Origin of the sequence: Nocardia puris, assembly GCF_036051655.1 — a bacterium.
Lineage (GTDB): Bacteria > Actinomycetota > Actinomycetes > Mycobacteriales > Mycobacteriaceae > Nocardia > Nocardia puris.
Genome location: NZ_CP107943.1, coordinates 4,031,005 through 4,042,736 on the forward strand (window position 1 = coordinate 4,031,005; position 11,732 = coordinate 4,042,736).

Below are 11,732 nucleotides of genomic sequence, written 5' to 3' on the forward strand. Positions count from 1 at the left end.
GCTATAGAACTAGAGTAAAGTGAGGTATGAGATCGCTCATGCGCAGACCCGTCGAATCCGATTGTGTCCTGCGATACAGGACGTGGCTTTTGTAATGCAGGACACCATGCAAAGGTTGGGCTATCGAGTTCGTCCGACAGCGGGAGAAGGTGAGGTGATGGCGCCGGTGAAGTCGCCAGACGAGACCGAGGTGGTGATCTGTGGTGCCGGGCCGGTCGGCCTGACTGCCGCGGCCCTGCTCGCCGAGCGGGGTGTCGAGGTGGTTGTGGTCGAACAGAATCCCTCGACCAGTGACGAGCCCAAGGCCATCAGCATCGACGACGAGTCGTTGCGGGTGTATCAGCGGGCGGGCATCGTCGAGCAGGTACTGCCGATCGTGGTTCCGGGCACGGGCACTCGCTACTACGATCGCCACGGAACGCCACTGTTTCAGGCGCGCGGTCCTCAGCCGTTCCGTGTGGGATACCCGTTCAAGAATCCTTTCGCGCAACCGGATCTCGAGCGTGTCCTGGTCAAAGCGCTGGCGCAGCTGCCCAATGTCTCGTTGCGGTTCGGTGTCGAAGTCACCGGATTCGACCAGCTGACCGACTCGGTGCGCGTCCACACTCGGACCGACAGCGGCCCGGCGACTCTCGACGCTGCCTATGTTCTCGGCTGTGACGGCGGCCGATCGGTGACTCGACTCGGTCAGGGCATCCAGATGACCGGGCGCAGCTACCCCGATGTGTGGCTGGTCGCCGACACCCTCGACGATCCGCACACCGAACGCTTCGCGATGCATCATGGCGATCCGGCACGTCCACACGTCATCGTGCCCGGCCTGAACGGCCGCTGCCGGTACGAATTCCGGCTCTTCGACGGCGAAGGGACACCCGGAGAGGCGCCGTCCTTCGACCTGATCCGCGCGTTGGTCGCGCGCTACCGCGACTTGGCGCCGACGCAGGTCGAACGTGCGGTGAACTACCGGTTCAACGCGGTTGTCGCCGACGAGTGGATGCTCGGGCGTTCCTTCCTGCTCGGCGATGCCGCGCACATGATGCCGCCTTTCGCCGGACAGGGTCTCAACTCCGGTATCCGTGACGCGGCGAACCTGACCTGGAAGATCGCCGACGTGCTCACCGGCCGGCTCGCGCCGTCGGTGCTGGCCAGCTACCAGCGCGAACGGGAGGGCCATGTGCGGGCGACGGTACGGATGTCAGAACGCATGGGACGTGTCGTGATGACGACATCCACGAGTTTGGCCCGCCGCCGCGACACAGTGGTCGAGCAAGCGTTGGGCAGCGAGCAGGGCCGCGCCTACCTCGAGGAAATGCGGTACCGACCCCCGCAGCGAATCCGCGAAGGCTTGGTCCTCGACGCCGATCGGCATTCCGGTGTCGGGGTCACACTGGGGCAACCCCTGGTCTTCGACACCGTCGAGCACCGCGTCGCGCGGCTCGACGACGTGCTCGGTCCGGGATGGGCGCTGATCGGTGTCGACGTCGACGAGCGTGATTGGGCGGCGGTCGAGCCGGTCGTCGCCCAGCTCGCGACGACAACGGCCGTATTCGCGCTGGGGGAGTACCTGCCTCGCACGCCACGCCGGATCCTGATCGATGTCGACGGCGCCGCGGCCCGCGAATTCGGCTCTTATGCCCAGCAGTTCGTGCTCATTCGACCGGACCGCGTGGTCGCGGCCGCCTGGCATCCCGACCGGACCACCGACACGGTGGCCACCATCTCGACCTGGACAGAAAGGGCGTCGAGCCATGAGTAAACCCCAGCGGATCGTTCTGCAGGAACGCGCCGCAGCAGGCACGCTGACCCGGACCACCGTGTCCCACATCGGGTTCAGCGTGCCCGATGTCGCGGCGACAGCCGCGTTCTACGGCCGGGTGCTCGGACTACAGGTCCATGCGGAGCTACCCGAGGGTGGGCTTCGCCTGGGCTGGGGTACCGGTCATCACGTCATCGACCTGGTCGCAGGTGACAAGGGCTTGCACCACTACGGTTTCGAGGTCCGCGACCTCGACGGTGTCGAGGGCATCGCGAAGCGGCTGACCGCCGCCGGGCACACCGTCTCGCCGCTGGCGGCGGCCTATCTCGACGCCGGAATCGGGACAGCGACCGGCATCGTGACCACCGACCCCCACGGCACACCCGTCCACTTCCACACCGCGGTAGCACGCGAGGGCGAGAACGCCGCCGACACCGGTCGCCGACCGATCAAATACCAGCACATCACCCTGGCCACCACCGACGTGGTGCCGATGGTGGAATTCTTCGTCGACACCGTCGGATTCCGCATCTCCGACCAGCTCGAGGACGGCCGATTCGCGTGGCTGCGCAGTGACCGCGACCACCACACTCTGGCCGTGGTCAACGTCGGTGCGGGCGGCGACATCGACCACTACTCCTTCGACCTGGCCGAATGGGAGGACTTCAAAGCCTGGTGTGACCGGCTGACCGACGAGAACGTCGATGTCACCTGGGGTCCCGGTCGCCACGGCCCGGGCAACAACCTGTTCGTCTTCTTCGACGACCCGGCCGGCAACCACATCGAACTGTCCGCCGAGATGGAGAAGTTCCACGACGACCGCGTGACCTACGTGCCACGCCGGTGGAAGCCGATCCCCAATTCCGTGAACCTGTGGGGCGGCCAGCTCGCCTCCTGGCGCAAGACCAGCGAAGGACACTGACATGGCATATGTGACCTACGAACACGGCGGCGTGCGCCGAGTCGGCGAAGTGCAGGGTTCGGACGTGGTTCCCCTGCACGGGCTCACCGAGATCGGTACCGGGACCACCTCGGACGTGTTGGCCGAGGCCGGACGTGACCCCAGCGGTCGAGTCGCGATCGACTCCGTCCGGCTGCTGCCGGTGGTGCCCAACCCATCGAAGGTGTTCTGCGTCGGGCTGAACTATCGCGAGCACGTCACCGAGACCAAACGCGAGCTGCCGACCTATCCCGTGCTCTTCCCCAAATTCGCCGACAGCCTCCTGGGCGCCTACGACGACATCGTGCTCCCGCCGGAGTCGACCCAGGTCGACTACGAGGGCGAGCTGGCCGTCATCATCGGACGGCCAGGCCGGCGTATCGCCGAAGCCGACGCGCCGGCGCATGTGCTCGGCTACGTCACGGCCAACGACATCACCATGCGCGACTTCCAGTACAAAACCCATCAGTGGATGCAGGGCAAGGCGTGGCAGGCGAGCACGCCGCTCGGCCCCGCGTTGGTGACCCCGGCCGAGGTCGACCTGTCGAGCGCGGGGATTCGCACCGTGGTGAACGGGGAGAAGGTCCAGGAGTCGGACCTGTCGATGCTGATCTTCTCCATCCCCCGGCTGATCGCCGAGATCTCGGTCTTCACCACCCTCAACCCCGGCGACGTGATCTTGACCGGCACCCCGGGCGGGGTCGGCTATCGTCGTGACCCGCAGCTGTTCCTGCACGACGGTGACCAGGTCAGCGTCGAGATCGACGGCGTCGGCTCAGTCAGGAACCTGGTTCGTCGCGTGGAGATTTCGGCATGAGCGCACGACCGACCGAACCAAGGATCGCCCGATCGCTTCGCGTGCAGCTGCAAGGTGATTGGGGCATGGCCAATTTCCATCGCGTCGGCGGCTGGATCTCGCAGGAACTGACCGACCGGGCCGGCCCACATACGCGCGTCGCCATCTGGAACGGACGAGGGTTCTCCGACAACGTGCGTGCGGTGGGGCGCGGTGAGGTCGATCTCGCCGTGACGACGCCCGCCGCGTTCACCCGCGTCGCACTCGACGGTCGCGGAACCTACGGCGACGAGCACTATCCGGACCTGCGCGCCCTCGGCGTCGTGCCCCAACGCGATCGACTCGTCCTCGCCGTGCACGCCGATCTCGGGGTCACCTCGTTCGCCGAGCTACGCGAGCTGAAACCGCAGCTGCGGCTGGCGACTTCCATCGACGACGGAGTGAACGCCGTCGGCGTCGCCGGTACCGAACTGCTCGTTCGGTCGGGGGTCGACGTCGAGGGCTGGGGCGGGCAGTTCCTCACCGATGAACGGCCCTTCGAATCGCTCGATCACGTCCTGGCCGGTCGCGCCGACGCGATCCTGCACGAGGCCGTCATGTTGCCGCACTGGCAGCAGTTCGGCGGCGACTACCGCTTCCTCGAAGTCGAACCCGAGGTGCTCGCCTCCTTCGACCGCGACTTCGGTTGGCCTGCCGCCACCGTCCCTGACGGATACTTCCCCGGCTGCGGCGAGTTCCAGACCTTGGATTTCTCCGATTTTCTTGTCCTCGCCCGCGCGGATATGCCCGATGACCTCGCCTACGCCATCGCGTGGATCCTGGGGGAGACCCGCCACCTGATCGAGGCGCAGTACCAGCATCTGGCGCCCGAGCGCAGCCCGATCACCTACCCGCTCGACCCGCCGACCATGGGCATCACACCGATTCCGCTGCACCCCGGCGCAGCGGCCTATTACCAGGCGCTGCCGAGCGCCGAAACCGTTTCCTGACGAGACAAAGAGGTCTCTCCATGAGTGTTGTCATCGAAGACATCGTGATCATGACATCCGAGGTTCCCCTGCGCAGCATCGAACGCGACGAACGGAACCTGCTCTCCGCACCCCATCCGGGCAAGGCGCCGATGAAGCTATGGCGCGATCATCCGCCGCTGACGGTCGTCCATTTCCCCCAGCAGTACCAGGCACAGCCGTTCGCCCCACCGCGCGGGGTCTACGAGAACGATCAGATCCGCATCGAATGGCAGACGATGGACAACCGTCAGCCGTTCTACCACCGCAATTGCGATGTCGACGAGATCTCCTACCAGATCGACGGCGAACGCACCCTCATGACCGAACTCGGCACCATCGAACACCGACCAGGCGAGTTCTCCCGCATCCCGCGCGGCGTCGCCCACGACAACTACGGACGCACCGAAAGCCACCTGCTGTTCTACGTGCCTGCACCGGTCATCGAAACGGGCAGCGCCGTACGCACATCGGCCGCTGTGCTGCCCCCTTTTCCCAGCTGGCGGCCAGGACAGCTCAACGAGGCCATCACCCAGTGCATGGGGTCACTCGGCCACGACATCGCGGTATTCCCCATCGATGAGCACGCGCTGCTCGAGCGCGTCAACGACGAACCCGACCGGATGTCGGTGTTCACCGTCGGCCCAGGCTCGAATCCGCTCTTCGTCGCCGACCGATTCCGTTTGGGCACAGAAACATTCACCGCCGAGCGGGGCGGGGTTCGACGCTACACCCGCCGCCTCGACGCCGACGAGATCCAGTACCAGATCAGCGGCACGCGCACCCTGGTGACCCAGCGCGGGATCGTCGAACTCGGTCCAGGCGACTTCGTGCGCATTCCGCTCGGCATCGCCGGCGCGAGCGTCGGCCATGAAGACGGCGCCTACCTCAGCGTGCTTTCCCATCGCGCACTGCCCCAGGTCGCCGAGACCACCCGCACCGCACAGCCGTGCGCACCCGAATACCTCGATGCCCTCGCCGGGGAAAGGAGTTCGCGATGACCATGCTGGCCGCCCGCGCCACCCGAGGCGCGCACACCCTGACCCTCGAGCAGATCCCGATTCCCGAGCCGGGACCACTCGACGTCGTCGTCGAGGTCGTCTCGGCCGGGCTGGCTCCCGGCATGATCGCGCTGCTGAAAATGGGCGCGTTCAAACACCTTCCGACGACGCTCGGGCACGAAGCCGCAGGCACGGTAGCCGCGGTCGGCGAGCAGGTCACCGGCATCACCGTCGGCGACCGGGTACGGGTCCACCCCAACCTCAACTGCCGCAGCTGCGACTACTGCCGCACCGACCGCGACATGATGTGCCCGCAACAGGCGATGATCGGGCACGCGGGTTTCGGCACGGTGCCGATGCCGCTCTACGAGCGCTACCACGACGGCGGCCTCGCCGAATACGTCCGCGCGCCACACTGGCTGATCGATCAGCTCCCGGGCAATGTCAGTTTCGACGTCGGTGCCAAGGTCCACGATCTGGCCAATGTCGTGCGGATCTTGAAATGCGCGCAGTTGCCGCTGGGCTCGACCGTGGTCACCACCGCCGCGACGGGGACGATGGGCACCGCGACGATCAAACTGGCCGAGCATTTCGGCATCGCCCGGTTGCTCCTGGTCGGCCGCTCCGCGGAGCGGCTCGCCGCGGTGCGGCCGCTGGCCGGCAGTGTCGAGGTCGACACCATCGCCCTCGACGAGTTGCCGACCGACTGGGAGAGCACCGGCGGCCTCACCCGCCGGTTGCGCGAACTGGCCCCGGCCGGTGTCCACGCGGTCGCCGACTACATCCCGGCCGGCGCCGCTACCGGCCAGGCCATGGCCGCGCTGCGCACCGGCGGCACCATCGCGCACATGGGTGGCAACACCACACCGTTGTCGCTGCCGCCCGTGGCCCTGATGGTGAACTGCTGGCGCTTCGTCGGCACCCGTGCCTGCACGCGGTCCGACGCCGAACAGGTCCTCGCTCTGCTCGGATCCGGCGCGCTGAACGTCGACGACCTGATCACCCAGCGCTTTCCCCTCGCCGAGGCCGACACCGCGGTCGAAGCGATGGTGAACCGCAAGGAACCGATGTGGATGAGCGTGGTCAACCCCTGAGTACGAAGTCCCCCGACAGAAGGCGAAAAGCTATGAACATCACCCACTTCGGGCACGCCTGCGTTCTGGTAGAACTGCCCGGCGAGGCGGCTTCGCGGCGGATCCTGTTCGATCCGGGCACCTATTCGCAGGACTTCGAAGACTTGACCGATCTCGACCTGATCCTGATCACCCATGCCCACCCCGACCACCTCGACATCCCTCGGCTCACCACGCTGCTGGCAGCCAACCCCGCCGCGCGGCTGATCGTCGGGCAGGACACGCTCGCGGCACTCGATCACCCGGACCACCCGGACACCATGCGCCGGCCGGCACACGTGGCGCAGCCGGGCCAGAAGCTGTCGGTACTGGGTCACGACATCGTGGTCACCGGCGGTGAGCATGCCTGCGTCCATTCCGCGTTGCCTGCCTCTAAGAATGTCGGCTACCTGATCGACGACGCTGTCTTCCACCCAGGTGACGCGTTCGACGAGATCGCGACGACGGTCGATGTGCTGTTACTGCCGATCGGCGGGCCGTGGATGAAGATCGGCGAGGGAATCGACTATCTGCGGTCGATCGCTCCGCGCGTGGTCGTGCCGATTCACCAGGCGGGCCTGGCACCGGCGCACCAGAACATGCACTGCCAGCTGCTGAAGAATCTCGCGCCCGCGAGCACCGAAGTACTGGTTCTCGACCACGCGACCATGCGCACCATCTCGCCCTAGCGCTACCCGGACTCGCGGTCGGCTCGCCGACATCGATGCCGCCCGCGCGCCGAGGCCAGGTCCCTCGCGAACTATCGACCGTGCCGCGGCCCCGCCCGGCGGCCGCAGTCACGGGCGAAAGCGCGGCTCGGCTCGGCAGTCGGCGAGTTGCTGACCCAGCTCGCCCGGCCCCGACCTTCCATGACCGACCAGGTCATGGAAGGTCACCCGGTTATCCCTTCTCCTCAGGAGCTGCCCGATGTGGCGATTTCTTTCGACAACCGTGATCTGGCATCGACTCTCGGCGGGATTGGTTCTGCTCGGCGCGTACGCCACCGGATCGGGCGAGGTCTATCGGGCCTACATCGACCACCAGCGCCGGCACGACGCGATCGATCACCTGCGCTGGGACTGGACCGTCCCCGACGACTGGTACCGGCAGGCCACCTCATGACGACGCCCCGAACCCGCGGTAGGCGTGTGTGCACGATAGAGACCGCCCACACCGATGTGAGCGCGGCCGTGCGGGCCGCGCTTGCCAGTGATGCTCCCGATCTCAGCCCGCGCCAGATCAGCGACCGACTCCGGACGATGATGGGCTCCGACCACCGCAGCACCGATCTCGACACCGCCGTACGAACACTGAGTCAGGCAGCCGACCGAGCGAGCGACGATGGTGATATCGCACGACTGATCGCCCACGGTCACCAACGAATCCGCGACGAGGTGACAACGATTGCCCTGTGCTGGGGCTACGATGCCGACGCCGCCAAGCGGCTGGCCTCAGCTCTGGTGACCTTGGCCCTCGTCACGCTCGGCTGCGCAGAAGACGCTCCGTCACGTTCCGACGCCGACCGCAATCCCCGGCAGCGACCGCAACCCTCGGTCCTGCTGCCGACCGCTCCCGCTGACCCCCAGGAGATTCCGTGACCGACCCACGAACTCACGTTGTGCACGCGAGCCGGGCGCTGGCTGCCGCAGGTTTGGGCGACATGGTGTGGGGACACGCCTCGGTGCGCGACCCCGGGGGTCGTGGCGTGTGGATGAAGGCATCCGGGTGGGGATTCGAGGAAATCGACGACGGCAAGGTCGTCCTCGTCTCACCCGCGGGCGTCGTCGTCGACGGAACAGGTCGACGCCACCTCGAATATCCCATCCACACCGCCATCATGGCGGCGCGACCCGACGTGCGCAGTGTCGTGCACACCCACGCGCCGGCATTGTCGGCGTTCGCGTCACTGAACTGCGAAATCCGCCCGATCTCCCACGACGGGGTGCTGTTCGCGTACTCGCGGCTGCCGCGCTTCACCGACACCGGCGCCCTGATCGACACCGACGATCTGGGCGAGGCGTTGGCCACCACACTCGGCGACGGCGCCGCGGTCCTCATCCCGAATCATGGTGCGGTCACTGTCGGCCCCGACGTGGAAACAGCCGTCATGTATTCCGTATTGCTTGAACGGGCATGCCGCACCCAGATCATGTCCATGTCGGCAGGTGGTCCGAAGGCTTGGTCGAGCGAGTCCGAAACTGAATTCAAACGCAGCCAGGTCTGGGACCCGACGCAGATCCGGGCCGGCTTCGACTACCTGCTCCGCAGGGCAGAACGCGGCTCCGAGGTTCCGTGTTCGGGCGAGACCGATGGGGGCCCACGATGAGCGAGGACCAACCTGTGCTGCAGTGGTTGCCCGCTCCGGAAGGCATCGGCCAGGCCCAGCTCACGGCGTTCACCGACTTCGTCACGACCCGCACCGAGCAGGTTGGCGGCGCGGCCGGCGGTCGGTCAGGACGATGGAGTTCAAGGAACTCCGCTGGTGGTCCGACGTGGTGCAGTCGCACCTGCCCGAACAACATTTCCACCCGATGTCACCGTCCTGGCTTGCCCGGATTCATTGATCTGAGGGCTATCGGACGTCGACGTATTCGGCGTAGCCGCGGGTGGTGGTGTGGTGTGCGTCGAGGTCGACTTCGGCATGATATCCGGCGATGTATCCGCGGCCGACGCCGAATCGTGTCGGGGTGTCGCAGGTTCCGGTGACGGTGAGACGATCGCGTACTCCCCATCGGAAGCGGTGGGTGAGGTTCCCCCGCTTTCTCGGAGGGCTCTGATTGTGGTCCGGTAGGGGCCGGAAGGAGTCATTCGTGGCAGCACCGAAGAAGTATCCAGATGAGTTGAAGGCGCGGGCTGTGCGGTTGTATCGGGAGTCCGACCCCAAGCCGACGATCCGCAAGCTCGCCACCCAGCTCGGGGTGCATCACGAGGCGTTGCGGAACTGGATCCGCCAAGCCGAGGCCGATGCCGGCGAACGCGCCGACAGGCCGACCACCGACATGGCCGCCGAGAACCGCGCGTTGAAGAAGCGGGTCGCGGAGTTGGAGCGGGTGAACGAGATATTGCGTTCTGCGAGTGCGTATTTCGCTTCGGAGCTCGGCCCGACCCGGCGGTGATCATGCGGTTCATCGAACAGAACAGCCAGCACCCGGTCGAGCTCCTACTACGGGTCCTGGGCATCGCGTCCTCGACCTATTACGAATGGCGCAAACGCGCGCGACAGCCATCGGACCGTCATGTCGAAGACGAGAAGCTGTTGGCCGAGATCGTCGACATTCATACCAGTTCCGGCGGCACTAATGGGTCGCCGAGAGTGCATGCGATGTTGCGGCGCAGAGGTTTCCGGGTCGGACCCAAACGCGTGGAACGGTTGATGCGGGCCTCGCGGTTGCAGGGAGCGTTCCTGCGCAAGAAGTGGCGGCTCGGCTCGACCCGGCAGGATCCGCGGGCCACACCGGCGCCGGATCTGGTCGAACGCAACTTCACTGCCGTGGAACCGAACCGGCTGTGGGTGGCCGATGCCACTCGTGTTCCGTGTGGTCAGGGCGCGTTCTGGCTGGCCGCGGTGCGCGATGCGTTCTCCAACCGGATCGTGGGCTGGAAGACCTCTGACCGCTGCGATACCGAGTTGGTGCTCGGCGCGATGGAATACGCGGTCTGGAGCCGGGAGATCCGTGACGGGCAGTTGATTCACCACAGCGACCGCGGTTCGACCTACACCGCGATCCGGTTCGCTAATCGGTTGGCCGACATCGGGATCGCGCAATCGATGGGATCGGTCGGCGACAGCTACGACAACGCGTTGATGGAGAACTTCTTCTCCACTCTCGAGACCGAGCTGGTCTACCGGCGGACCTGGCGCACCCGCGACGAGGCCGAGAACGCCCTGTTCGCCTACATCGACGGCTGGTACAACTCCCAGCGCATCCAGAAGAAGCTCGGCTGGCGATCACCCGACGAGTACGAAGCCGGTTACCATCAACGGGTTCCTGCTGGAACCAGATAATCCGCTCCCCGGATTAGCGGGGGAACCTCAAGGTGGCCACACTATCGGTCCGATGTACTGGAGTCGGGAATCCGGGAATTGGCCTGTGAAGTATGCGATTTCGTGGTTCGGACCTGACCTCGACTACTGCTGTGTGCCGGTTGCCGGGAGGTGTATCGCGTCCCAGGGGACCCACTGTCGCAGGGTGGTTTCGGTGAGTTTGTTGCGGGTCCGATAGTCCACCGCCACCTCCGCGTACCAGGCCAGGTAGTGGCCGAAGTGCAGTCGCACCCAGCTGTACTGGGTGGCGGGCAGCCACGGCTCCTGGAAACAGGGATCGATACTGGCCGCCGCCGCGCCGAGCGTCGGCCGGTCGGCACCGGGACGCTGCGCTGGCATCCACATCCGCTTGGGATCAACCAATACCGGGCGTGGGTGCGGGAGCCGCCGCACCGCGGTGCGGCCGTCGTCGGGCTCCCCGGTGGTGGCGGGCTTCGTTATCATCCGGCAATCATATCGAACATGTGTTCCCATGGGTAAGTGTTGGTCGGCTCATCCGGTCTCCTTACCCGGTGAGCGACCGGGCGCGGAGTCGCGCGTTCGCGCGATGGCGAAGACGTCGCCTTCGGGGCGGCGGGCCTGCGTAATCGCCGCGTCAGTGAGTGGTCCATCGAGCACCGCCGCGGGATTCGGTTTCGAGCCTTGTTCGCACCCTGCCGTACTGCGGAATTGCTTGTGCACAAGCTCGATTCGCGTACATTCGCGCGAATGATCGCACTGACCAGTGCGGGCAGCCGCTCGGTATTCGTGCACATCGGTGGGGACGAGATTCGGGTGATCGTGGCCGCCACGAAGACATCGGACGCCAAGTCGGAGGCGGTGAGGGAGGCGGGTTTCGAGTTGGTCGAAAGGTGGCTGTCGACCGGGCGCTCCTGAACAGTTCTACGCGCTTGCGCGTCGCGCAGGGGGGCGTCGGCGGTCGACAGCCTCGCGAGGGGCGGCGGCCGTGGAATAAAGTTCGCCGGGAAGTGGTCGAACCCAGCAGCTCCTGCTCCACGCGGCAGTCGGCGGATTCCGCTCGCATTCGTTGCCACGATGAGTCACGGTTCGCCGTCATCCTCAGGAGCATGTCTGG

The 11,732-nt window shown here is 66.2% G+C and carries 14 protein-coding genes; 13 read left to right on the forward strand and 1 reads right to left on the reverse strand.

The window, feature by feature from the left end; all coding sequences use genetic code 11:
• Window positions 1-157 precede the first annotated feature (157 nt).
• The 12 genes from OHB21_RS18525 to OHB21_RS18580 all read left to right on the forward strand — a co-directional run bounded on the left by OHB21_RS18525 (window position 158) and on the right by OHB21_RS18580 (window position 10,618).
• Window positions 158-1,756 (forward strand): bifunctional 3-(3-hydroxy-phenyl)propionate/3-hydroxycinnamic acid hydroxylase, encoded by a 1,599-nt coding sequence (locus OHB21_RS18525; RefSeq protein WP_328435270.1) that lies wholly within the window; start codon window positions 158-160, stop codon window positions 1,754-1,756.
• Window positions 1,749-2,678 carry a VOC family protein gene (locus OHB21_RS18530; protein ID WP_328435272.1) on the forward strand — a complete coding sequence of 310 codons (930 nt, stop codon included), beginning with the start codon at window positions 1,749-1,751 and terminating at the stop codon, window positions 2,676-2,678. The genes OHB21_RS18525 and OHB21_RS18530 overlap by 8 nt, the downstream gene beginning before the upstream one ends.
• Before the next feature lies 1 nt (window position 2,679).
• Window positions 2,680-3,513: a fumarylacetoacetate hydrolase family protein gene (locus OHB21_RS18535; protein ID WP_328435274.1), complete on the forward strand. Its 834-nt coding sequence runs from the start codon at window positions 2,680-2,682 to the stop codon at window positions 3,511-3,513.
• A 65-nt stretch (window positions 3,514-3,578) separates the two neighbouring features.
• Window positions 3,579-4,481: a TAXI family TRAP transporter solute-binding subunit gene (locus OHB21_RS18540; RefSeq protein WP_328435276.1), complete on the forward strand. Its 903-nt coding sequence runs from the start codon at window positions 3,579-3,581 to the stop codon at window positions 4,479-4,481.
• A 20-nt stretch (window positions 4,482-4,501) separates the two neighbouring features.
• Window positions 4,502-5,500 (forward strand): hypothetical protein, encoded by a 999-nt coding sequence (locus tag OHB21_RS18545; protein WP_328435278.1) that lies wholly within the window; start codon window positions 4,502-4,504, stop codon window positions 5,498-5,500.
• Entirely contained in the window at window positions 5,497-6,594 is a 1,098-nt protein-coding gene (locus OHB21_RS18550) for an alcohol dehydrogenase catalytic domain-containing protein (RefSeq protein WP_328435280.1), read from the forward strand. The genes OHB21_RS18545 and OHB21_RS18550 overlap by 4 nt, the downstream gene beginning before the upstream one ends.
• Window positions 6,570-7,301: an MBL fold metallo-hydrolase gene (locus OHB21_RS18555; RefSeq protein WP_328435282.1), complete on the forward strand. Its 732-nt coding sequence runs from the start codon at window positions 6,570-6,572 to the stop codon at window positions 7,299-7,301. The genes OHB21_RS18550 and OHB21_RS18555 overlap by 25 nt, the downstream gene beginning before the upstream one ends.
• Before the next feature lie 238 nt (window positions 7,302-7,539).
• Entirely contained in the window at window positions 7,540-7,734 is a 195-nt protein-coding gene (locus OHB21_RS18560; protein WP_328435284.1) for a hypothetical protein, read from the forward strand.
• Between the two features lie 26 nt (window positions 7,735-7,760).
• On the forward strand, window positions 7,761-8,210 hold the full coding sequence (locus OHB21_RS18565; RefSeq protein ID WP_328435286.1) for a hypothetical protein: 450 nt from the start codon (window positions 7,761-7,763) through the stop codon (window positions 8,208-8,210).
• 20 nt (window positions 8,211-8,230) lie between these two features.
• Complete coding sequence (locus tag OHB21_RS18570) at window positions 8,231-8,938, forward strand: class II aldolase/adducin family protein (protein ID WP_328439980.1); 708 nt, start codon at window positions 8,231-8,233, stop codon at window positions 8,936-8,938.
• A gap of 484 nt (window positions 8,939-9,422) precedes the next feature.
• Window positions 9,423-9,728 carry a transposase gene (locus OHB21_RS18575; RefSeq protein ID WP_328435288.1) on the forward strand — a complete coding sequence of 102 codons (306 nt, stop codon included), beginning with the start codon at window positions 9,423-9,425 and terminating at the stop codon, window positions 9,726-9,728.
• Window positions 9,674-10,618 carry an IS3 family transposase gene (locus OHB21_RS18580; protein WP_328439982.1) on the forward strand — a complete coding sequence of 315 codons (945 nt, stop codon included), beginning with the start codon at window positions 9,674-9,676 and terminating at the stop codon, window positions 10,616-10,618. Before OHB21_RS18575 ends, OHB21_RS18580 begins: the two co-directional genes overlap by 55 nt.
• A gap of 123 nt (window positions 10,619-10,741) precedes the next feature.
• On the opposite strand, the gene OHB21_RS18585 is transcribed toward OHB21_RS18580, so the two are convergent.
• On the reverse strand, window positions 10,742-11,101 hold the full coding sequence (locus OHB21_RS18585) for a hypothetical protein (protein WP_328435290.1): 360 nt from the start codon (window positions 11,099-11,101) through the stop codon (window positions 10,742-10,744).
• Window positions 11,102-11,365: 264 nt separating this feature from the next.
• Here OHB21_RS18585 and OHB21_RS18590 point away from each other — a divergent pair, with 264 nt between their 5' ends.
• Entirely contained in the window at window positions 11,366-11,533 is a 168-nt protein-coding gene (locus OHB21_RS18590; protein ID WP_195142736.1) for a hypothetical protein, read from the forward strand.
• Window positions 11,534-11,732 lie beyond the last annotated feature (199 nt).

Excerpts from the sequence above, each read along its gene's own strand:
- OHB21_RS18535 (WP_328435274.1), top strand. The coding sequence starts at position 2,680 with ATGGCATATGTGACCTACGAACACGGCGGCGTGCGCCGAGTCGGCGAA.
- OHB21_RS18585 (WP_328435290.1), bottom strand. The coding sequence starts at position 11,101 with ATGATAACGAAGCCCGCCACCACCGGGGAGCCCGACGACGGCCGCACC.
- OHB21_RS18550 (WP_328435280.1), top strand. The coding sequence starts at position 5,497 with ATGACCATGCTGGCCGCCCGCGCCACCCGAGGCGCGCACACCCTGACC.
- OHB21_RS18530 (WP_328435272.1), top strand. The coding sequence starts at position 1,749 with ATGAGTAAACCCCAGCGGATCGTTCTGCAGGAACGCGCCGCAGCAGGC.
- OHB21_RS18525 (WP_328435270.1), top strand. The coding sequence starts at position 158 with ATGGCGCCGGTGAAGTCGCCAGACGAGACCGAGGTGGTGATCTGTGGT.
- OHB21_RS18540 (WP_328435276.1), top strand. The coding sequence starts at position 3,579 with ATGGCCAATTTCCATCGCGTCGGCGGCTGGATCTCGCAGGAACTGACC.
- OHB21_RS18560 (WP_328435284.1), top strand. The coding sequence starts at position 7,540 with ATGTGGCGATTTCTTTCGACAACCGTGATCTGGCATCGACTCTCGGCG.
- OHB21_RS18590 (WP_195142736.1), top strand. The coding sequence starts at position 11,366 with ATGATCGCACTGACCAGTGCGGGCAGCCGCTCGGTATTCGTGCACATC.
- OHB21_RS18545 (WP_328435278.1), top strand. The coding sequence starts at position 4,502 with ATGAGTGTTGTCATCGAAGACATCGTGATCATGACATCCGAGGTTCCC.